Raw genomic sequence first — 21,408 nt, 5'->3', positions numbered from 1 at the left:
TTGAAAAAAATTTTAGAAGTAAAGCAAGTAAACAAAACATATTCAATGGATGGAAATACAAATTATCACGTGTTAAAAAATATAGATTTAGAGATTTATGAGGGAGAATTTGTATCAGTCATGGGGCCTTCTGGTTCTGGGAAATCGACGTTACTATATAATATTAGTGGAATGGATCAAATGTCATCAGGAAGTGTAAAAATTGATAGTACAGAATTATCATGTATGAAAGAAGAAGCGTTAGCAAAATTACGCCTTACTGAAATAGGATTTATTTTTCAGCAGAGCAACCTTCTTAGAAACTTGAACCTATTTGATAATATCATCTTGTCAGCATATTTAGCGAAATGTGAGAGTAAGAAAATAGTAAATAAACGTGCTCTAGAGCTAATGGAGAATATGGGGATAAGTGATATAGCGTCTCATTATATAACCGAAGCATCTGGGGGGCAATTACAAAGAGTCTCTATTTGTAGAGCGCTCATTAATAATCCAAATATTATTTTTGCAGATGAGCCGACTGGTGCTTTAAATTTAAAATCAACAGAAGAAGTAATGCAAATATTATTAAATATTAATCGTGATGGAACGACCATTATGTTAGTCACTCATGATGTGAAAGTAGCAGCGAAAACAGAAAGGGTTCTTTTTATGGCGGACGGAGAAATTGTTAGTGAAATACAGTTAGGTAAGCTTAGGAACGATGATTTAAAAGCGCGAGAAAAGAAGTTGTTAAAATGGTTAGCTGTACTTGGATTTTAAAGAGAAAAACTCCTATTGAATGTAGGAGTTTTTTCTTTGTCTTAAAGTTCTGAAAGATATATAATAATTTTCTGAATATTAAAATTGGAGGGGTACAAATGGAAAATGAAACGTTGCACACTCAAGAAGATATTATTAAAATGCTGGATTCATTATTAAGACCAGCAGAACCATTTTGGAATGAATTTTATGCGAATAGAGAAAAAGATGTTCCGTTTTTTGAAAATGTTCCAGATGAGAACCTAGTTTCGTATATAAATAAAAAGTGGGTTTTAAAAGGAAAAGTACTAGAACTTGGATGTGGTCCCGGTAGAAACGCAATTTATCTAGCAAATGAAGGGTTTGATGTAACAGCAGTAGATTTATCTATAGAAGGTATTAACTGGGCGAAAGAGAGGACTTTAGCAAAAGGGGTAGAAATTGAATTTATTTGTAATTCAATTTTTAATTTAGAGGTTCAAAATGAATTTGATTTTGTATATGATTCGGGCTGTTTACATCATATTCCACCACATAAAAGAGTAAATTATGTGGATTTAATTAAAAACTCATTGAAATTAGGTGGCTATTTCGGATTAACATGTTTTGCGGCAGGCGATTTAGATGAGCGAAATGGCTCAGAAATAACAGATTGGGACGTATATAGAGGATGGAGTCTGCAAGGTGGTCTTGCTTATTCGGAAGAAAAATTAAGAGAGATATTTAAGGGATTTGAAGTGATTGAAATTAGAAAGATGGAACAGATTGAACAACCAAATACTATGTTTGGAGAATCATTTCTTTGGACAGCATTATTTAAAAAGAAGTAAGGAAGTAGATAATTGACAAACTCATCGTTTTTATTGACAATATAATTGTAGGAATATACGTTCGGTTTCGTTGGCTGATGTATATTTTGCATAAATACATAACAAGGGGTTGTCTCTATATGAGTAACACAAATCAAAAAATTACTACGTTTTTAATGTTTGAAGGCAAAGCTGAAGAAGCGATGAATTTTTACACATCACTATTTGATCAATCAGAAATTGTAAGTATCTCTCGCTACGATGAAAATGGACCTGGTAAAGAGGGTACTGTCATACATGCAACGTTTACGTTACATGGGCAAGAGTTCATGTGCATAGATAGTTATGTAAATCATAATTTTACATTTACGCCAGCTATGTCTCTTTATGTAACTTGTAATACGGAAGAAGAAATTGAAACAGCTTTTAATAAACTAGCGGAGGATGGAGCAGTACTTATGCCTTTAGGTGCCTATCCGTTTAGTAAAAAATTTGGTTGGTTAAATGATAAGTATGGTGTGTCTTGGCAGTTAACGCTTGCGGAATAAATAAATTGTAATTGATTTGTTTAATGGTTGTAGTTAGGAGATTAAAAATTTAAACAACAAATAAAAAGGTGTTCCAACCGTCAACAAGTTTGGAATGCCTTTTTATTTTTTAAAATAAATTTGTATTTTTTCTATTTAGAATGTTTTATTTTTCTTACTACTTTTTATCTGTTAATATAAATATAGAAAAGTATGTATTAATTATTGGTTAGGTTAATAGAAAAAGAAAAACATAAATAGTAAATGATCTTACACTTAAAATGTAACAAGATAGCTAGGGGGAATAGTTATAATGGATACAACTCAACAAAACAGTAATGCATGGGATAAAAAGGTTGAAGAAGGTTCTAGATATACACAACCTGTAAGTAGCGAGGTTATTGAGAAAAGCAAATCAGGTGAATGGGAGATTACAGTGACTACGGAAAAATCAGTTCCTAGAGATTGGTTTCCAAAGTCATTAAATGGATTAAAGATACTTTGCTTAGCGTCAGGTGGAGGGCAACAAGCACCTGTTCTAGCTGCTGCTGGGGCGGATGTAACAGTTACTGATATATCAAGAAAGCAGTTGGAACAAGATAAAAAGGTAGCAGAACGGGATGGGTTAACTTTAAAAACAGTTCAAGGAGATATGTCAGACCTTAGTGATTTTGAGGATGAATATTTTGATATTGTTGTAAATCCTGTTTCTAATTTATTTGTAAAAGATGTACATCTTGTATGGAATGAAGTTTCAAGGGTTTTAAAGAATAAAGGTATTCTCATTTCTGGATTTACAAATCCGTTACTATGGATTTTTGATGATAATCAAGAACAAAAAGGTATTCTTGATGTAAAACATTCAATCCCTTCATCGACATTGGATTATTTACCAGAGGATGAAGTTCAAGATTACATCGATTCAAATCAAACAATAGAATATGCGCATACACTAGAAGATCAAATCCAAGGCCAAATTGAAGCGGGTTTTATTATAACAGGTTTTTATGAGGATGATTTTGGTGGAACAAGGATATTAGATAAGCATATTAAAACATTTATTGCTACAAAAGCTATAAAGTTAAAGGTTGATTAAGAATTTTGACTTGTCACACGAGACGTTAGTCGGAGAAGGTTCTTAAAATAGTATATATAAAAGGAAAAGGGTGGCACTTTCCATCCTTTTCTTTTTATATAATTAGGTTATGCTTTTTATATTAAGAATTTTGCTGGCCGAATCTCTTCCCAAGTTTAGCTAGCAGTTCAGGTTGATCCCCTTGGCTCATTACAACTTCAACAAAGGTAAGCTGATCCTTATCAATACTTATTTTAGTTAAGACTTCTTGTAACTCTGTTTCATTTTCTACTTTACATGTTAGGCTTTTTTCTTCTGTTCCGAATACTTTCGCTAGTTTTGTGTACTCCCACATTTGTATATCATTATACGGTTCGTTTTGACCATGAATTGCACGTTCAACAGTATAACCATTGTTATTAATTAAAAATATAATCGGTTTTAAATTTTGACGAAGCATGGTCGATAATTCTTGGACAGTTAATTGGAAAGAACCATCACCAATAATTAAAATGTTGCGCCGCGATAAATTAGCGAGCTGTGTACCAAGTAGAGCAGGTAACGTATAGCCGATCGATCCCCATAATGGTTGCACTACATATGTAGTATTGTTTGGTAAAGGGATAGCGGCACTACCAAAGAAAGGTGTTCCTTGCTCTGCAAGTAAGACGTCGTTTTCTTGTAAGAAATGGTATATTTGTTGCCAAAAACGTTTTTGTGTAACCATTTGTGCTTTTGGATTGAACTCTTCTGTTATAGGTAGTGATTCTGAAATAAATGGCTTAATATCAAGCGTTTCTTCATTTCGATGCTTAATTACATCACTTAACTGTTGTAAAACATCTTTCATTACAACTGGCCCGTATTTTTTATCTGTAATTTTCACAGTGTAGGGATGAATTTCAATAACTTGTTCTTTCGTAAAACCTTGTGTGAAGCCACCTGTAATAGTATCAGTTAACTTCACACCAATACTAATAATACAGTCAGATTCATCAATTCTTTTACGCAAGTATGGAGAACTTACATCACCAGTATAAATCCCTATAAATTGAGGGTGTTTTTCTGGAAATATTCCTTTTCCCATACTTAACGTTGCAATAGGAAACCCTGTTTTTTCTACAAATTGATATAAATATTCTTTAGCATGAAAACGATCCACTTCAAAATCAGCTAAAATAATAGGTTTCTTTGCACTATTTATTTTTGAAGTGGCATGTAGAAGCATTTTATCCAGCGCATCTTTATTACTTACAACTGGTTTATGTAAAATCGGTTCCGTAGGTTTATTAATTGGTTTATTATACACATCAATCGGTAATTGAATATGAACAGGGCGTTTCGCACTCCAACATGCACGTAACACACGGTCAATTTCTTCAGCGGCATGCTCAGGTGTTAATTTTGATTGTGCCACCGTGATTTCTCTATACATATTAGAAAAATGATCGAACTTTCCATCACCTAACGTATGATGAACGAGTGCTCCATTTTCCATTACTGTTGTTGGTGGTGTCCCCGTAATTTTTATAACAGGTACATTTTCGGCATATGATCCAGCAATACCGTTAATGGCGCTTAATTCTCCAACACCGAAAGTGGTAATAAGAGCAGCGATTCCTTTTATACGAGCATATCCATCAGCAGCATATGCCGCATTTAATTCATTACAATTGCCAATCCACTCTACATTTTCATGTGCTATTACATCATCTAAAAAAGCCAAATTATAATCACCAGGGACACCAAAAATATGTTCAATTCCTAATTCGCTTAGTCGGTCTAATAAATAAGTACTAACAGTATATTGCGTTTTCAAGTGAATCATCTCCTCGTTGTTTTGCTGTCTTGTAATAAACGAAAGTAGCTCTAGAGTATGGATTTAAAAATTCATTACGAGAATGTGGTATAATTTACATACAGGGGGAAAGTAGATGACACAACATAAAGAAGAACAGATGAATGAAGCATTAGCATTATTTTACTTTGCATATAAAACATTTACTGAAAAGCCAGATGAAATTATAAAAGAGTATGGTATTCAAAGAGTACATCATCGAATTTTATTTTTTATCGCACGCTTTCCAGGGATAAGTGTAAATGAGTTATTATCACTACTAGAAATAAGTAAACAAGCTCTTCACGGACCATTACGACAACTTGTGGAAAAGGGCTTAATTGAGAGTAATGAAGCTACACATGATCGCCGTGTGAAACAGTTATCTTTAACAGAAAAAGGTACCGATTTAGAGAAAAAACTGAGCGATGTACAAAGGCAACAAATGGGTGCTATTTTTTCAAAATTTGGTGAATCGTGTGAAGAAAATTGGCATCAAGTTATGAATGAAATGGCAAATAGCCGATCAGGTTTTGACGCTTGGATATCGAAACGGGAAATACCAGTCGATCAAAAATAATGAAAAAACTTCTGTTTTTATCGTTTGAAAAAGAACAAATTTTATCCATACATTTGGCAACAATGATTTGGTCATAGAGTGAATGGATAAAAAGATACATTACTAGATACTTTATACGTGTACGCAATGGAACAATAAAATTCACATTTCCGAAAGGGGAATTATTATGATAAAACTTGTACTTATTCGTCACGGACAAAGTTTATGGAATCTTGAAAATCGCTTTACAGGATGGACAGATGTAGATTTATCAGAGAATGGATTAAGTGAAGCGAGAGAAGCAGGAGCGATATTAAAGAAAAATGGCTATACTTTTGATGTCGCTTATACATCTGTATTAAAACGAGCAATTCGGACGTTATGGATTGTACTTCATGAGATGGATCTTGCCTGGGTGCCAGTACATAAATCATGGAAGCTAAATGAAAGACATTACGGTGCATTGCAACGGTTAAATAAAGATGAAACAGCTAAAAAATATGGTGAGGAGCAAGTTCATATTTGGAGAAGAAGTATTGATGTAAGACCACCTGCTCTTACTGAAGATGATCCTAGATATGAAATGAATGATCCAAAATATAAAGCACTTAAAAAAGGTGAGTTTCCATTGACTGAATGTTTAGTGGATACGGAGAAAAGAGTACTTAATTATTGGCATTCAGAAATTGCGCCATCATTAAAAAGTGGTGAAAAGGTGATAATTTCATCGCACGGTAATACAATACGTTCGCTAGTGAAATACTTAGATAACCTTTCAAGTGATGGTGTTGTTTCATTAAATATTCCAACGAGTATACCACTCGTGTATGAATTAGACGATAATTTACGCCCGATTCGCCATTATTACTTAAGTATGGATGGAGAAGTACCTGAAGGAGAAATTCCGAAACATATTACTTTTTAACATGAAAATTTGAAACGCATGCTTGTCTACATATACAATGTAGATTCAGGATAAAAGACGTGGTACCTTCTAATGTATATGCGATATTGCTAAGTTTAGAAGCTTGTCCACGTCTTTTGTCATAAAGAGAGCTGCTTATGCATGTAATGATATCGTGAGTAGTTTTTGAATGGAGGGTGATGTCATTGGTGATCTCTAACATTCGAATCGGTTTATTTATTTTAGCAATCTTTTTTCTAGTTCTTGTTTTCTTTTACTGGAGAAATGAAGAATTGTATGAGGAGAAGAAGCAGCGAATTAGAAAGACTTGGTATGGATTGTTTATAGTATCAGTCACCGTGTATTTCATGATAAAAGGAATTGATTTAACCCTCTGGAAAAATCTTTTAATGTTCACTGCAATGGTTATTTTTGTTGATATTGCATTTATTTTAACACCTAATATTTCAGAAATATGGGGAGCGAAATTTAGCGATATCGGCAAGACTGTTCAATCGATAAAACGGTCATTAATTGCTTCTAAAGCAAGAGGAGAAATATACACAACAATTATTCAAAATGTGAATCCAGCAGTATTCGGTACGATGGAATGGCATATGGAAGAAGACTATACAAAAAGTTTAAACGCATTTTTAGATTCATACGGGGAAAAGATTGGAGCGAAAATTGTTGTATTTGAAGCGGAAAAAGAATTAAATACAAACTTTCGCGGTATCCGTTCTCAATTTAGTACCATTATTTCATTAGAGTACATTGAGCAATTGAATGAGCAGAAAGCAGTACAAGTAGAAAATGTCGGAATTATACCAGCAAAAATAGTGAGTGATGTTTTCATTGTTATTGATGGGAAGAAAAATAACCTGCAAGATCGAGATTTTGAAAATGTATATAATTTAACAATACATCATAGTTATTTTAGTAAATAAGGACAGAAATTTTTTTCTGTCCTTTTCACTTATACATAAAGGTAAAGCGAATTTAGACAAACTTGTATAAAATCGGACAATCATTCCTACACTAGCACGTAGAGGTGATTGTAGTGATAAAAGATTATGACAATGATTTTTTTAAAGAAGATAATGAAGATACAACTGATTTCTCTTTAATAAAAGGAGATACGTTGCAGCAAGTAGAAGAGTTAGAAGAAGAATTAAAAAGAAAATGATACTTGTACACGCTGTCTACATTTACGATATAATATAAATAGAAGGTTGTATCTTTTGGAAAAGGGGGAGAAGAGATGGCTGAAGTAAATGTACAAAAGTCTTTGTTTTTTAAAGAAAAAAAAGAAGAACCAAATACAGATTTCTCTCTTGTGAAAGGTGCATTGACTCAAAATGTAGATCGATTAGAAAAATTTGTAGAGGCAATTCCATATAAGTATATAAAAGAGAATGCGTAAAAGCATTCTCTTTTATATACACTCTTTATGATTTGCTTATCTGCTATTTCTATTTTCTTTAAAAATGATTTTATACATATAATACCCAAGGGCCGCAAAAAGGAGTCCAATAACAGCACCAACTATTTCTTTCATAAACAATAAGTATAACGAAGCAATAATTAGTGTAAATAAGATTAAAATTAATACATACTTTGAAATAAATTCTAACCCTTTGTACACTAGTAGAATGACACCTGAAAGAACAGTGATGATGGGGAATATCCTATTTTCGAAAAAGCCTTCCTTTTTTTTGCTAGAATGCTGTTGTTTATTCAATATAAATATACTCCCATCTTAAAGGATTAATGTTTTATTAGTTTTGCTATTTCATTTTCGAAAAGATTTTTGGTTAAATACGTTATATCAAAGGAATCATTTATTATATTTCGAGTTAATAGCCATTGAGTGTTTGGTAATTCAATAACAAAGAATCCATTGTTAGAAATAACCTCATTCTTTTCTGTTGTATCTAGACGTATAATAGTGTAAATAGAGTGTGTTGTTTTTAAATCTATTATGTGTGAAAAATTATTTTAATCAAAAATATATTAGATTATAATTCCAATAAAATCTACTTTTTATAATATCAAATATTATTATTAAATAGTAGATTAATATTGTTAATTTTATGATAATTAACAAAAATGAAAAAGAGAGAATGCCAGGTAGGAGTTGAAGATACAACAGATTTCTCGTTAATAAAAGGAGATACATTACAGCAAGTAGAAGAATTAGAAGATGAATTAAAAAGAAAATGATACTTGTACATGCTGTTTACATTTACGATATAATATAAATAGAAGATTGTATATTTTTGAAGAGGGGGAGAAGAGATGGCTGAAGTAAATATACAAAAGTCTTCATTTTTTAAAGAAAAAAAAGAAGAACCAAATACAGATTTCTCTCTTGTGAAAGGTGCGTTAACGGAAAATATAAATCGGTTAGAGAAATTAATGAATAATAGTACTTCAAAATATATGAGAGCAAAAAAAGAGAAAGAAAATGCATAGTGCATTTTCTTTCTCTTTTTATATGCAATTTAAATGTTTAACGAGCGGATATTAAAGTATGAAATAGAAAGTGAAAATAATGAATCATGGTATAATGATAAGAGACTTACATATTATTTGTCATTTTGAGAGGAGCTTAACAATGTATTCTACTTTAGAACAATTAACAAAGCACCCTGTATTTTATCATTTTGCAGAAATTTCAAAGATTCCTAGAGGATCAGGTAATGAAAAGGAAATTAGTGATTATTTAGTTGGCTTTGCAAAAGAGCGTAATTTAGAAGTGATTCAAGATGAAGCATTAAATGTCATTATTAAAAAAGAAGCAACTGCTGGTTATGAAAATGTACCAGCTATTATCATTCAAGGTCATATGGATATGGTGTGTGAAAAAAATCAAGCAACAGTACATGATTTTGAAAAAGATCCAATTGAATTACGAATCATTGGGGACATGTTATATGCAAATCAAACGACTTTAGGCGCTGATAATGGTATTGCAGTGGCGTATGCGATGGCTTTATTAGATTCGCAAGACCTTCCGCATCCAGCACTTGAAGTAGTTATTACTACTGAAGAAGAAACAACAATGGGCGGGGCTTTTGCTGTTGATGCAAATCACTTTGATGGTAAGATTTTTATAAATATTGATTCTGAAGAAGATCATAAATTACTTGTAAGTAGCGCAGGTGGTGCGAAAGCTGTTGAAACAATTCCAGTGATTTGGGATGAAGCGCCAGCGAATACGGATGCATACCGTCTATATGTTGGTGGTTTAAAAGGCGGACATTCTGGTATGGAAATTGATAAACAACGTGGTAATGCGAACAAAGTATTAGGACGAGTATTACGCGATTTATCAGCAAATATTCAATTTGATATAAGTGAAGTTCACGGCGGATTAAAAACAAATGCAATTCCGCGTGAAAGTGTAGCTACAGTTGTATTACGTACAGAAGATGTAGAGAAAGTAGAAGAAAAACTAGAATCTTGGACGAGAGTATTACAAGAAGAAATGCGTGCTGTTGATCCAGATGTTCACGTTACACTTACAAAATTGGATGAGAAAGTAGAAAAAGTATTTGCTAAAGAGACACAAAAGCAACTTATTTCATCATTATTCTTAATTCCAAACGGCATTCAAAGTATGAGTATGGATATTAAAGGTCTTGTAGAAAGTTCAACAAATTTAGGCGTTATTGAAACGTTACAAAATGAAATTAAATTACGTAACGAAGTGAGAAGTTCTGTAAGTAGTTTAAAACAACATGTTGCAGATGAGATTAAATGTATCGCCGAGTTAGTTGGTGCAACATTTGAAATCGAGTCAGAGTATCCAGAATGGCCATACAATCCGAATTCACAAATTCGTAATTTGTTTGAAAAAGTGCATCAAGAAAAATACAATAAAGATGTTGAAATCTTCGCTGTACATGCAGGGATTGAATGCAGTGTATTCGTTCAAAAGATGCCTGAATTAGATGCAATTTCATTCGGTCCAGATATATTCAATGTTCACACTCCAGATGAACATATTAGTATTTCTTCTGTTGTGAATAACTGGGGATTCTTCGTTGATGTAATGAAGGGTACGAAAGAATTAGCTAAGTAATAATGATGAAATGAAAAGTAGCCTATAAAATTTTATAGGCTACTTTTTTGTATAGAGTTTTATTAGAAATTCATTTTTACGTCATTATTTAATTTTTGGTTTTATTTCTAGAGGAGATCGAACCAAAGACTGCTCCAGAAATTGCTCCGATTAAAGTCATAAAAATTGCACTCCATGTTGCAAATGACATTTTTACACCTCCAAATAATCAATTATTGTTTCTTAGTCTTTTGAATAGAAATGATAATTGCAATAACTATTAAGAAAATAAGTGGAGACCAAGAATAGAAAGACATGTAATATTCTCCTTTCAATATTAATTTTAAATATTTTTATAGATAAATTATCGCATTTTTAAAAAGTGAACATATAGAATATGCAATATTGCATATTAGATTATAGAACTTAATGAGGTGAAAACAGTTGTTGAATAAAAAATATAATTTATAAAGAAAGTAAGGGTTTTTTTAACTTTAAAAAGGGAAAATAATCAAAAGGTCCTCTATCTTATATAAGGTAGAGGACCTTTTAAAATGGTTTTTGTCTAATAAAAATAGTATTTAATATTTTTTGATGAGGTTTAATTATTTTGAGATTTTAAAGCTGCCTCCATAATAATAATTTTCTCCAAGTTTCATAACAGCTACATATGTTCCAGGATTATAAGCCTTAGTAATAGGTGTTACAAATCTACCATAATTATGATTCAAACCCGAGTCATAAATGGTTTTATATCTATGTAAGTTTATTTCATCATTTTCATTCCCGCTCAATTGATATATTTTTACAATACCAGTATCTTTACCACCAGTATATATAGTAACATCGAATGTATCTCCATGTTTTAAGTCACCAACTGCTAACTCTTCTATAAAATCTGCATTATGATGTAATAAAAAATAGCTTTGCCAACGCCAATTATCTAAAAATTGCGATTCCTTTTGTATAAGTTGCGATTCAGCAGAAACAGGTGGGAGCGTACCAATTGTATTCGAAAATAAAAATCCTCCAACAGTCAATGCGCCAATAATTGTGGATTGCCTTAAAAGTTTCATGTTCTAAACCTCCTATTTACTTAAGGATTCAGAAATCGTTTTGTGAAAAACTGGCTGTGAAATCTAATGGATAATATCTTCTATAATCATATTAACATTTATTGATTTATCAGACAAATTAAAATGTAATAAGACTATATCGAGGAAGTTACGGCTATTACAGGAAAGAAGTTAGAGGTATAGTTAAGAAATCTTTATCATATGTAATTGGGATTTGTTATTTGAAAATTCGATTGTTTTAATGTTTAAATTTCAATTCATACTTTAAGTTTCAGTACATCATTTTACAATTTGACTTATGTAATTTAACACGTTATGATTTTTTTATTATAACAGAAAGGCTTGAATATAATGATTCGTCGTTTGAGAAAGCTAAAAAATGTAGCAGTCGTATTAAGCTTCTAAGTGAATTACAAAGATCTACAATACTTAGAAGCGAGGAATAAAGGTATGAAGTATCCATTATATAATCATTGGTCAGAAACGAAGTATTTAAAAGATATAGTTACAAATCCACTCATTGAGGTAGGAGAGTACTCCTATTATTCAGGTTATTATGGTCATCAAAATTTTGAAGATGGCTGTGTAAGGTATTTGTGGGGGGATGCTAAGTCCCGAGCACTTTTCAATCCAATTGAACAGATGGGATGGCATCTTGATAAACTCATTATTGGGAATTATGTTTGTATTGCCAGTGGAGTAGTCATTTTAATGGGTGGTAATCATAATCATCACTCAGAATGGATTACAGTATATCCATTCGCTGAGCAAATTGAACATTCATATGAACCGAAGGGTGATACAGTCATTAAAAGTGACGCTTGGATTGGAATGAATGCTATAATAATGCCTGGCGTTACAATTGGTGAAGGTGCAATCGTTGCAGCAGGAACTGTCGTAAGTAAAGATGTTCCGCCGTATACAATAGTTGGTGGAAATCCTGCTAAGGAAATAAAGAAGCGGTTTAATGATACAGAAATGAATATGCTGATGGAAATGCGTTGGTTTGATTGGAATAGAGAATTAGTTGAGAAGGCAATGCCTATATTATCTAGCTCATCTATTAAACTATTATATGATTTTTATAAAAAGGAAGTAAAAAATAGATAAGTCTGTGAAAAAACTACATTCTGTATAGGATGTAGTTTTTTATTATAAAAATTAATAGTCTAGACTAAGGGAAATTCATCTCTAGTATAAGTATAGTAAATAGCTGAATTAAATAATAAAAATCCTTAATAGCTAATAAACAAATGTTTAACTGCCAGTTTGCCTCGATAATTAATCAGGACACACTGGTTTTATTTTTTGTAAATATGGAACAAATGGATTACTTAGATTGTCGATTAAGTGTAATCCTAAAAAATATGAAAGTACGAATCATTTTGAAAAATACAAAGGTGTTAAAAGTGTGGGTAATAAGTGTCAGTTTGTCTAAAAGAGCGGGATGAAATATTCTATATGAAAGTGGTCCTAATGTCTTATATTTAGAATTTGATAACGTTGTCTATTTTTGAAGGATTATGTCAGAATAACGCTTTTTTGAGTACAAAGATATTGGAGGTAACAGAAGTGAAAGGTATGTTTTGCAAGAGATTTATTGCAATAATAACAGTGCTTACACTATTTTGTAGCATAACTGTTATATCTGGAAGTGCATCAGCGGAAACAGTTTCTGCTATAGAAGTAGAAGCAGGATCAGCAATTTTAGTAGAAGCAAATTCCGGGAAAATTTTATATGAAAAAAATGCAGATGAATTATTAGCAATTGCTAGTATGACAAAAATGATGAGTGAATATTTAGTTCATGAAGCGGTGGAGAACGGAAAACTTAAATGGAATCAAAAAGTTAAAATCTCTGAATATGCATATAAGATTTCGCAAGATCGTTCCTTATCAAACGTTCCATTAGAAAATGGAGGCTCTTATACGGTCAAAGAGTTATATGAGGCAATGGTAATTTATTCTGCAAACGGTGCAACAATTGCTTTAGCTGAAGAGATTGCTGGGAAAGAAGTTAATTTCGTAAAAATGATGAACGATAAGTCAAAAGAGTTTGGAATGAAAAATTATAAATTTGTAAACTCAACAGGTTTAACAAACTATGATTTAAAAGGACATCACCCAGAAGGGACAACTCCAGACGAGAAAAATAAAATGTCCGCAAGAGATTGTGCGATTTTAGCACAACGTCTTATTCAAGATTTTCCGAAAATATTAGATACTGCAAAAATCCCTAAAAAAACATTTCAACAAGGTGGTAAGTATCCAATTGATATGACGAACTTTAACTGGATGTTAACAGGTTTAATTAAGCAATACGAAGGTGTAGATGGGTTGAAAACAGGAACTACCCCTGAAGCTGGGGATTGTTTCACTGGTACAGCAGAAAGAAACGGTATGCGTTTAATCTCTGTCGTGATAAAAGCAAACTCTCATGCAGCACGTTTTGATGAAACGAAGAAATTATATGATTATGGATTTGCGAATTTTGAAATGAAGAAAGTTTATGGAAAAGATTCAGTAGTAAACGGGCATGAAACAGTGCGAGTAGCAAATGCAAAAGACAAAGATGTAGTTGTTCAAACGAAGCAAGCTGTTTCACTTCCAATACCAAAGAGCAACAAAGACGTATATAAAAAAGAATTTAAAGTATTGAATGAAGAACAAGAAGCACCTATTAAAAAAGGTGTAACAATTAGTAAAATGATTATCTCGCCTAAAGATAGTACAGATCCTGGTTTTTTATTAGGTAAATCATTACAAGTAGACCTTGTAACAAAATCTGATATAGAACAAGCAAATTGGTTCACACGTTTTATGCGTAACATCGGATCTTTTTTTAGCGGTATGTGGGACAGTGCGTTTGATATAGTAAAAAGCTAATTTTATAGTCTGAAATAAAAGCTTTCAAAGTATTATAGATTTTTATGTTGATGGCTTGGAATTGAAGAAGGCATTATTTTTTCATATTTGTCCGTCGGAACTTTTTGTATTGCTATTAAGCTAAAATAAATTTGTATCTATATAATCCCTAAAACGCTATCTTTTTTGTAGAAATATAAAAAAGGATGGAGTTTATTTTGATTTTGAATTTAAAGCACCCTGGTACAAGGATAGTTTAATAAAGTTACACAGGATGAAAAAAGATTCATTATTCAATTAAATTACAATGAAAATAGATATACATTGTGAACTATTATATAGTGTAGATATAAACAACAAAAAGGGGGAATACATATGTGGAAGCGATTTGTAGCGATTGGTGATAGTTTTACCGAGGGCATAGGGGATGAAGTTGAGAGGATTGCATTAAAAAGCTGGGTAGATCATTTTGTTCAAATATGTGCATTTGATATGGAATATGCCAATTTTGCAAAGCGTGGTTTAGTAACTAAAGAAATTCGCTCGCAGCAATTGGAAAAAGCATTAACGTTTAATCCAGATTTGGTAAGTCTAATCGCAGGTGCAAACGATGTATTAAAAGGACGTTGGAATCATCAAGAATATAAGAACGATATGGAATTTATGATAGATATATTAAGTAAAGCAGATGCTGATATTATTATAGGAAACCTTCCAGATTTTACAGTTAGGCTTCCTTTATCATCTAAAAAAAAGCAAGTAGTAAAAGAACAATTATTAGAGGCAAACGAAGTTATACGTTCACTGAGTAAAGAGTATAAGCTTCATCATGTTGACTTTTGGGATCATCATTTAGTTAATGATGATACGGTTTGGTCTAAGGATTTAATTCATCCAAACTCAAAAGGATATGTGAAAGTTGCTGAATTAATTCATAGTAGTTTACCTGTACATGACTCTTCTAAATAAGCTTTAGAGTGAACGAATCCCCAGTCGCATACAGCATATGGGTTTTGATGCGGAATAGAAGATATACAGCGTCTATAAATTAAATTTTAAGTAATTCTTTTTTATTGTATACACTTAGTTATTTTTTGTTGAAGGACCCTTAGAATAAGGGCCCTTTTTCGTGTTAAATAGATCCGCTTCTATTGTTTGTAAGAATCTTAAAATCTTCTCCTTCGAATGTAACTTGATCATAAATTAAATTTTTTTGTAAATGTGGAACAATTTCATTACTTATACTGTCTATTAAGCGTTACAACATTTTTTATTTAATTTATTAAGAAAGGAATAAACATTTTTAACTAAGGGAGAAGATTGAATTGAAAAAATTATGGATGCTGCTTTTCTTTTGTTTTGCAGTTATATTGGTAGGATGTAATAAAAACGAATCGCCAAAACAAGCATTTGAAGAATATATAAATTTATGGAATGATAGAGAATTTGCAAATATGTATGATCATTTATCAGAACATGCCCAAAAAACGATTTCTAAAAAGGAATTCACAGAGAAATATCAAAAAATTTATGAGGGCATTGGCGTTAAGAATTTAAACATTAAAACGAAAGGAGAGAATGCTAAAGATAAAGAACTTTTTCTTTTTGAAGTTAAGATGGATACGGATGGAGGAACAGCTTCATTTATCCATGAAGCAAAACTTGTGAAAGATAAAGATGCTTGGAAAGTAGATTGGACACCAGATTTCATTTTTCCAGGTATGAAAAAAGATTACAAAGTACGTATGCAAACAGAAGATGGAAAACGCGGAGAAATATACGATCGAAATGGGAAAGGTCTTGCAATGAATGGTAAAGCGACTGAGGTTGGAATTATTCCAGAGAAACTAGGCAAAATGGCGGCTGAAACAAAAGAAATAGTGGCACAGTTACTGGATATGTCTATAGAAGAGGTCGATCAGAAGCTTACAGCGAAATGGATAAAACCAGACTCCTTTGTACCAATTGGTATTTTAAAAGAGGGAACTAGACAGAATGATTATATTGAATTAGAAGGAGTATCATCTCGCCCAGTAAATATTCGTATGTATTCATTAGGGGAAGCAGCGGCACACTTAACTGGCTATATAGGAAATGTGAATGCAGAGGAGTTAAAATCACTTCAAAAAAGAGGTTATCAAGCTGATGATTTAATAGGTAAGACAGGTTTAGAGAAAGTACTGGAAAATAAATTGCGTGGTGAAAAGGGTGGACGCGTATTTATAGAAGATGAGAGTGGGAAAGAGATTAAAAACGTAGCAAAAAAAGAAGCGAAAGCAGGGGAAAATGTTACGTTAACAATTGATGCTGCAATTCAAGAAAAAATCTATAATGAGATGAAAAATGAAGCAGGCTCTAGTGCAGCGATCAATCCTAAAACAGGTGAAACAATCGCACTAGTAAGTAGCCCTGCTTATAACCCAAATACAATAGTTAGAGGAGCATCAAAGGCCCAACGAGAAGCATGGAATAACGACTTGAAACTACCAATGATGAATCGTTTCACACAAGCATTTGTGCCAGGTTCCCTATTTAAAACGATTACAGGTGCAATTGGTTTGGAAACAAACACAATAAAACCTAAGGAAGAATTTAATATTCAAGGACTAAAGTGGACAAAAGATTCCTCTTGGGGAAATTATTATGTAACACGTGTGAAGGATGCAAGTCCAATTGATTTTGACAAGGCAATGAAGTACTCAGATAATATTTATTTTGCTCAACAAGCCTTGAAGATGGGAAAAGATAAGTATGTAAATGAATTTAAGAAATACGGATTCCATGAAAAATTACCAATCGAATACGAATTTCCTATTTCAATCATTGCAAGAGATGGGATAAAAAATGATATTCAACTAGCAGACACGGGATACGGACAAGGACAAGTATTAATGACCCCACTTCATTTAGCATTAACATATGCACCGATTGTAAATGAAGGGAATATTCCGTCGCCTCATCTTTTAAAAGAAGCAAAAGTAGAAGGGAACTGGAAAGAAAATGTGGTTTCTAAAAAGAATCAAGAGATATTAAAGAGTGCATTAATAAAAGTCATTAATGACCCTGATGGCGCGGGGAGAATTGCTAAGGTTGATGGTATAACTCTTGCTGGTAAAACCGGTACAGCAGAACTGAAAGAGTCCAAAGAAGCAGATGGAAAAGAACTGGGATGGTTTGCAGCTTTTGATGCAAATGAGCCGGACATGCTTGTTACCATGATGATCGAAGATGTAAAAGGAAGAGGGGGGAGTAACGTACCCGGTGAAAAAATAAACCATATTTTCCGGAAATAATAATTAATTATAAAGTAAAATCTTTTACAACATTTATTTTTTGCTTAACACAAAGGTATAAATCATGCAAAACAAAGTATAATTAAGCTTCGAAAAAGCATTCTCCTTACTCGAGAATGCTTTTTGTTGTGTCTGTAGAACATTGATACCTCGTCTTTATTTTCATTTTTGAAAGGTTACCATCGTTAATGGAACAAATACAACTTGTATCTTGTCTATATATTGAAACCATAATAAAAGCGAGGGTAGTTTTATGTTTATTCAAATAAGTTCGAGGTGTGGAAATGGAACAGAAGTTTATTGAAGAATGTAATCATGAGGAGCTTGAATATGTTATAAACGATTATTGGCAAGATGTATGGAATTATTCATTTATTATTACGAAAGATCCACACTTATCAGATGATATCACGCAGGATGTATTTATAAAGGTATTTAAAAATTGGAATTCATTTCGAAAGGAGTCATCTATTAAAACGTGGATATTAAAAATTACAAGAAATACGGCAATAAACTATTTGAAATCCTCCTATTTTAAAAGGATATCTTTAGTAGGATTTTTTAGTGATGATAAACAATCCCCATCGGCAGAAAAAGAATTTTTTAATCAAGAGGAAATGAATGAAGTGTGGGATGTTGTATTAAAACTACCTAAAAAACACCGTGAAATAATAATTTTAGACGCGAAATATGAATTATCTTATGAAGAAATGGCTGAAACACTAGGAGTATCTATTGGAACTGTAAAATCTAGATTAAGCCGAGCGAGAAGTAAGGTTTCAAAATTAATTGGGGAGGGTAGTAGTGATGAACAATAAACAAAATCCCGACTGGTATAGTAAATTAAAAAAAGGTCCCATGGAGAAGCGTAAAGATGAAGAAGAGTTTATTTTTAAAATAAAGCAGTCTATATATGAAAATAATGAAGCGGATTTTGTAAAACATAAAAGACCGTTTCGTAAAAAAGCGCTGCCTATTGTAGTTGTTTTCGTTTGTACAATGTTATTTGTTATTGTTCAACAACCTTGGCTTGATGATAATAAATCACCAGTCCAAAGCAGCACTCAAATTAAGCCTAAAACGAAAGATGAGTCTGCTCAAGATCCAACATTAAAACAATTTATGAATGATTTATATCAAAGTACAAATGCAAAAAACGAAAATGACTTGAATAGAGCGTTAAATGATGAAGTTTTATTTAAAGGGAAGAGTTATAAGAAGGATGAATTGAAGTTTGATGAAGATATTTTTCATGAGTTGCAAGTTGCCCTTACAATGGGGGGAGAATTTACAAATGATACAAAACAAGCATACAAAGTACCAAGTGGATTGACAGAAAGTAATGAACCAAAGCAAGCACATTTTATATATGCAACTATTACTGGAAATAAAACAAAAATTTTAGCTGAACCAAAACGAGAATCACGAGTTTTATATGAAGTATCTAATGAAATGGTAAAAGCTTGGATTCCGGAAAAAGTGCAGAATGATGGATATATAAAAGTATCGACAATTGGCGGTAATACTGGATATGTACAAAAAGAGTATCTTTTAACTGATATTAAATATTCTTTCATGTTCGAAAAGGATCGAGAAGGTAAATGGAAAATAACGAATATTGATTCTATATGGTAAAAGAGGAAGGTTCACTTTAATGAACCTTCCTCTTGTTTTTATTCTCTTTTTGAAGTGTATTCCAAGACTCTAAAATTTCTGATGTAACGAGAGCGGCGATGTTTTTCTCTGAATTACTACCAGGAATAACGACAGAAACGGCAATTTGTGGATCTTTGGTAGGAGCATATGCAATGAAAAGAGAATGATTAATCATTCTTGCTTGCTCATTCGGAAAACCTGTAATTCCTGTTTTACCTGCGACGTCAAAGGGCAGCTTTTTAATCTCCTCTATATTTTGACTCATTCCACCTTGCACGACATTCCAAAAGTTCATCGGATAATGATTTGAACTTTCTAAAATGGGTTTAAACTTTTTTGTTTCCTTACCATTTGGACCAATAATAGCACTTGCGATGTGAGGTTTATATTTGTCACCTTTACTAGCTAAAGTCGCTGCATATTGAGCAAGTTGAAGAGGAGTGTGTACTTCATTTCCTCCCCAAGAGGCATTTAATAAAGCTGAGATTCCATTTTCAAATTTATTAGATGGATGAAGCTCATATTGTCCGTCTTCTTCAAATGGTAAATCAATCCCTGTTTTAGAACGAAGACCGAATTGCATTAAATAATCGGTCCATATGTTTGCTACTTTTTCTATATTACCATTATTTTCGTTGAATAAAGGTAGTGCTACTTTTGCTGTCATAAATGTGTTAGATGAATTGATGATAGCCTGCCGCGGTGTAATCTCACCAGTTGGCGTTCCAGGTGCATTCACAATGTTATTTTGATTATCATACTGAAAACTACCCTTATCTAAATAAGTATCTTCAGGTTGAAAGAGCTTTTCGTTTAATCCAATTAAAATAGAAAGTGGCTTTATAGTAGAGGCCATATTTACACAAGATTCACCGTACTTTAATTTTTGAATTGCTTTATTTTGCGAAAGTGATTTAATGTTTTCTTTTTCAGGTGATGTATGTAATATATTTGGATTAAACACTGCTGAGTTGGCCATAGTTAAGATTGCGCCAGTTTTCACATCGGTTACCACAACATAACCAGCATTAATATCAGTTATTTTCTTAATTTGAGATCTTAATGCTTCCTCTGTTTTTTGCTGTAACTTAGAGTCTAAAGCTAATTGGACATCTTTTCCTTTTTGTACTTTTTGAATATTCCATAAGAACTTTTTGTTATTTATTTTAAAAATAAGAGTTTTACCCGGTTTTCCTTTTAAATCATTTTCATATTGCAGCTCAACCCCGCTTTTTCCAACAGGCATATACTCTGAATTAAGGTCATTTTCTACATAACCAATTACTTGTGAACCAATTTCATGCTTGGGATAATATCGGATCACTTCATTTTTAATTATTACATTATTGGGTTTTTTCTTATTTACGAATGTAAGTTCACTCTCATTTATGTCAGAGTATAACGGTATATCATTCATAGTTTGCTGTTTACAAGATTGTTGTAAGTGTAATTTTATGTCTTTTGCAGAAATGTCATGTTGAAACTCGCTTGAAAATTGATGGAAAAAAGCTAATGTGTTTGATGTATCTAGTTTTGATATCTTTTCATCATTAAAAGTGCAATATAGAGACTTAACTTTCTTATTTGTAGCTAGTATTACACCATTTTTATCAAGTATTTGTCCTCTTTCGGCTGAAGAAGTTTCGATAGTAATTGAAAAGAAATGACTTTTAAACAAAATTATTAATATAAAACCTACAATAGAAAGAATCGCTATAAATCTCCATCTTTTTATTTTTGTATGTAACATAAAGCCCTCCCTTTTTAGCTTATTCCATATTATAGTTAATTATTTTTTTTGTAAATGTGGAACAACTTAATTATTTAGGTTGTCTATTAAGTATTACAGCATGAAGAAAGGAATAAATAGTATGAAATTTTACTTTTAAGATGAGTCGTTATACAGTGTAGCATTTCTAATGCAAACGACAAAAAATAGAGAGAAAACAAGAAAGGAGAGTTTTGAATTACGCAGCAAAACGAAAAGAAATGGATGCTTA

21 protein-coding genes are annotated in these 21,408 nt (G+C 32.2%); 17 read left to right on the top strand and 4 right to left on the bottom strand.

Going from position 1 to position 21,408, the window contains the following annotated elements; translation table 11 throughout:
• The 4 genes from ACTFSI_RS21595 (at nt 1) to ACTFSI_RS21580 (ending at nt 3,173) form a co-directional block, all read left to right on the top strand.
• Complete coding sequence (locus tag ACTFSI_RS21595) at nt 1-762, top strand: ABC transporter ATP-binding protein (protein ID WP_440045629.1); 762 nt, start codon at nt 1-3, stop codon at nt 760-762.
• A 98-nt stretch (nt 763-860) separates the two neighbouring features.
• A complete protein-coding gene (locus tag ACTFSI_RS21590; protein ID WP_000426881.1) occupies nt 861-1,571 on the top strand; it encodes a class I SAM-dependent methyltransferase in 711 nt (236 codons plus the stop codon).
• 119 nt (nt 1,572-1,690) lie between these two features.
• Nucleotides 1,691-2,098 (top strand): VOC family protein, encoded by a 408-nt coding sequence (locus ACTFSI_RS21585; protein WP_087931797.1) that lies wholly within the window; start codon nt 1,691-1,693, stop codon nt 2,096-2,098.
• Between the two features lie 292 nt (nt 2,099-2,390).
• Nucleotides 2,391-3,173, top strand: coding sequence for a class I SAM-dependent methyltransferase (locus ACTFSI_RS21580; RefSeq protein WP_138321996.1), 783 nt, complete (start codon nt 2,391-2,393; stop codon nt 3,171-3,173).
• A gap of 121 nt (nt 3,174-3,294) precedes the next feature.
• Here ACTFSI_RS21580 and ACTFSI_RS21575 read toward each other — a convergent pair whose 3' ends face one another.
• Nucleotides 3,295-4,980, bottom strand: coding sequence for an alpha-keto acid decarboxylase family protein (locus tag ACTFSI_RS21575; protein ID WP_138321995.1), 1,686 nt, complete (start codon nt 4,978-4,980; stop codon nt 3,295-3,297).
• A 106-nt stretch (nt 4,981-5,086) separates the two neighbouring features.
• Between ACTFSI_RS21575 and ACTFSI_RS21570 the strand changes: the two genes are divergently transcribed.
• From ACTFSI_RS21570 to ACTFSI_RS21550, 5 genes are all read left to right on the top strand, one after another.
• Nucleotides 5,087-5,569, top strand: coding sequence for a MarR family winged helix-turn-helix transcriptional regulator (locus ACTFSI_RS21570; protein ID WP_000191902.1), 483 nt, complete (start codon nt 5,087-5,089; stop codon nt 5,567-5,569).
• Between the two features lie 166 nt (nt 5,570-5,735).
• The gene (gene gpmA, locus ACTFSI_RS21565; RefSeq protein WP_440045628.1) at nt 5,736-6,473 is read left to right on the top strand and encodes a 2,3-diphosphoglycerate-dependent phosphoglycerate mutase; all 738 of its coding nucleotides are present in this window, start codon (nt 5,736-5,738) and stop codon (nt 6,471-6,473) included.
• A gap of 188 nt (nt 6,474-6,661) precedes the next feature.
• The gene (locus ACTFSI_RS21560) at nt 6,662-7,399 is read left to right on the top strand and encodes a type II toxin-antitoxin system SpoIISA family toxin (RefSeq protein WP_138322606.1); all 738 of its coding nucleotides are present in this window, start codon (nt 6,662-6,664) and stop codon (nt 7,397-7,399) included.
• 113 nt (nt 7,400-7,512) lie between these two features.
• Complete coding sequence (locus tag ACTFSI_RS21555; protein ID WP_000588712.1) at nt 7,513-7,638, top strand: hypothetical protein; 126 nt, start codon at nt 7,513-7,515, stop codon at nt 7,636-7,638.
• 75 nt (nt 7,639-7,713) lie between these two features.
• Complete coding sequence (locus ACTFSI_RS21550) at nt 7,714-7,875, top strand: hypothetical protein (protein ID WP_167495101.1); 162 nt, start codon at nt 7,714-7,716, stop codon at nt 7,873-7,875.
• A gap of 36 nt (nt 7,876-7,911) precedes the next feature.
• Here ACTFSI_RS21550 and ACTFSI_RS21545 read toward each other — a convergent pair whose 3' ends face one another.
• Complete coding sequence (locus ACTFSI_RS21545; protein ID WP_138321994.1) at nt 7,912-8,193, bottom strand: hypothetical protein; 282 nt, start codon at nt 8,191-8,193, stop codon at nt 7,912-7,914.
• Nucleotides 8,194-8,750: 557 nt separating this feature from the next.
• Here ACTFSI_RS21545 and spoIISB point away from each other — a divergent pair.
• Nucleotides 8,751-8,927, top strand: coding sequence for a stage II sporulation protein SB (gene spoIISB / locus ACTFSI_RS21540; RefSeq protein WP_076855777.1), 177 nt, complete (start codon nt 8,751-8,753; stop codon nt 8,925-8,927).
• 142 nt (nt 8,928-9,069) lie between these two features.
• Nucleotides 9,070-10,539 (top strand): beta-Ala-His dipeptidase, encoded by a 1,470-nt coding sequence (pepD, locus tag ACTFSI_RS21535; protein ID WP_070806032.1) that lies wholly within the window; start codon nt 9,070-9,072, stop codon nt 10,537-10,539.
• A gap of 584 nt (nt 10,540-11,123) precedes the next feature.
• Here pepD and ACTFSI_RS21530 read toward each other — a convergent pair.
• Nucleotides 11,124-11,594, bottom strand: coding sequence for a DUF5065 family protein (locus ACTFSI_RS21530; protein ID WP_000771842.1), 471 nt, complete (start codon nt 11,592-11,594; stop codon nt 11,124-11,126).
• 450 nt (nt 11,595-12,044) lie between these two features.
• Here ACTFSI_RS21530 and ACTFSI_RS21525 point away from each other — a divergent pair, with 450 nt between their 5' ends.
• The 6 genes from ACTFSI_RS21525 to ACTFSI_RS21500 all read left to right on the top strand — a co-directional run bounded on the left by ACTFSI_RS21525 (nt 12,045) and on the right by ACTFSI_RS21500 (nt 19,387).
• On the top strand, nt 12,045-12,704 hold the full coding sequence (locus ACTFSI_RS21525) for a CatB-related O-acetyltransferase (RefSeq protein ID WP_070806034.1): 660 nt from the start codon (nt 12,045-12,047) through the stop codon (nt 12,702-12,704).
• A gap of 462 nt (nt 12,705-13,166) precedes the next feature.
• The gene (locus tag ACTFSI_RS21520; protein WP_270365314.1) at nt 13,167-14,480 is read left to right on the top strand and encodes a D-alanyl-D-alanine carboxypeptidase family protein; all 1,314 of its coding nucleotides are present in this window, start codon (nt 13,167-13,169) and stop codon (nt 14,478-14,480) included.
• 354 nt (nt 14,481-14,834) lie between these two features.
• Nucleotides 14,835-15,428, top strand: coding sequence for an SGNH/GDSL hydrolase family protein (locus tag ACTFSI_RS21515; protein WP_138321993.1), 594 nt, complete (start codon nt 14,835-14,837; stop codon nt 15,426-15,428).
• Between the two features lie 356 nt (nt 15,429-15,784).
• Complete coding sequence (locus tag ACTFSI_RS21510) at nt 15,785-17,752, top strand: penicillin-binding transpeptidase domain-containing protein (RefSeq protein WP_138321992.1); 1,968 nt, start codon at nt 15,785-15,787, stop codon at nt 17,750-17,752.
• A 284-nt stretch (nt 17,753-18,036) separates the two neighbouring features.
• Complete coding sequence (locus ACTFSI_RS21505; protein WP_044791791.1) at nt 18,037-18,570, top strand: RNA polymerase sigma factor; 534 nt, start codon at nt 18,037-18,039, stop codon at nt 18,568-18,570.
• Nucleotides 18,560-19,387 (top strand): SH3 domain-containing protein, encoded by an 828-nt coding sequence (locus ACTFSI_RS21500; protein ID WP_138321991.1) that lies wholly within the window; start codon nt 18,560-18,562, stop codon nt 19,385-19,387. The genes ACTFSI_RS21505 and ACTFSI_RS21500 overlap by 11 nt, the downstream gene beginning before the upstream one ends.
• A 16-nt stretch (nt 19,388-19,403) precedes the next feature.
• Here the strand turns inward: ACTFSI_RS21500 and ACTFSI_RS21495 are convergent, their stop codons facing one another.
• A complete protein-coding gene (locus tag ACTFSI_RS21495) occupies nt 19,404-21,158 on the bottom strand; it encodes a peptidoglycan D,D-transpeptidase FtsI family protein (protein ID WP_138321990.1) in 1,755 nt (584 codons plus the stop codon).
• Between the last annotated feature and the right edge of the window lie 250 nt (nt 21,159-21,408).

This window comes from Bacillus cereus group sp. MYBK101-2 (genome assembly GCF_051918845.1).
GTDB lineage: Bacteria > Bacillota > Bacilli > Bacillales > Bacillaceae_G > Bacillus_A > Bacillus_A paranthracis.
This window is presented reverse-complemented; position numbering and strand designations above follow the sequence as displayed.

What these genes read in the sequence shown, in the direction of transcription:
- ACTFSI_RS21575 (WP_138321995.1), bottom strand. Translation starts at nt 4,980, where the DNA reads ATGATTCACTTGAAAACGCAATATACTGTTAGTACTTATTTATTAGAC.
- ACTFSI_RS21585 (WP_087931797.1), top strand. Translation starts at nt 1,691, where the DNA reads ATGAGTAACACAAATCAAAAAATTACTACGTTTTTAATGTTTGAAGGC.
- ACTFSI_RS21515 (WP_138321993.1), top strand. Translation starts at nt 14,835, where the DNA reads ATGTGGAAGCGATTTGTAGCGATTGGTGATAGTTTTACCGAGGGCATA.
- ACTFSI_RS21500 (WP_138321991.1), top strand. Translation starts at nt 18,560, where the DNA reads ATGAACAATAAACAAAATCCCGACTGGTATAGTAAATTAAAAAAAGGT.
- pepD (WP_070806032.1), top strand. Translation starts at nt 9,070, where the DNA reads ATGTATTCTACTTTAGAACAATTAACAAAGCACCCTGTATTTTATCAT.
- ACTFSI_RS21550 (WP_167495101.1), top strand. Translation starts at nt 7,714, where the DNA reads ATGGCTGAAGTAAATGTACAAAAGTCTTTGTTTTTTAAAGAAAAAAAA.
- gpmA (WP_440045628.1), top strand. Translation starts at nt 5,736, where the DNA reads ATGATAAAACTTGTACTTATTCGTCACGGACAAAGTTTATGGAATCTT.
- ACTFSI_RS21570 (WP_000191902.1), top strand. Translation starts at nt 5,087, where the DNA reads ATGACACAACATAAAGAAGAACAGATGAATGAAGCATTAGCATTATTT.
- ACTFSI_RS21525 (WP_070806034.1), top strand. Translation starts at nt 12,045, where the DNA reads ATGAAGTATCCATTATATAATCATTGGTCAGAAACGAAGTATTTAAAA.
- ACTFSI_RS21495 (WP_138321990.1), bottom strand. Translation starts at nt 21,158, where the DNA reads ATGTTACATACAAAAATAAAAAGATGGAGATTTATAGCGATTCTTTCT.
- ACTFSI_RS21530 (WP_000771842.1), bottom strand. Translation starts at nt 11,594, where the DNA reads ATGAAACTTTTAAGGCAATCCACAATTATTGGCGCATTGACTGTTGGA.
- ACTFSI_RS21580 (WP_138321996.1), top strand. Translation starts at nt 2,391, where the DNA reads ATGGATACAACTCAACAAAACAGTAATGCATGGGATAAAAAGGTTGAA.
- ACTFSI_RS21590 (WP_000426881.1), top strand. Translation starts at nt 861, where the DNA reads ATGGAAAATGAAACGTTGCACACTCAAGAAGATATTATTAAAATGCTG.
- spoIISB (WP_076855777.1), top strand. Translation starts at nt 8,751, where the DNA reads ATGGCTGAAGTAAATATACAAAAGTCTTCATTTTTTAAAGAAAAAAAA.
- ACTFSI_RS21505 (WP_044791791.1), top strand. Translation starts at nt 18,037, where the DNA reads ATGGAACAGAAGTTTATTGAAGAATGTAATCATGAGGAGCTTGAATAT.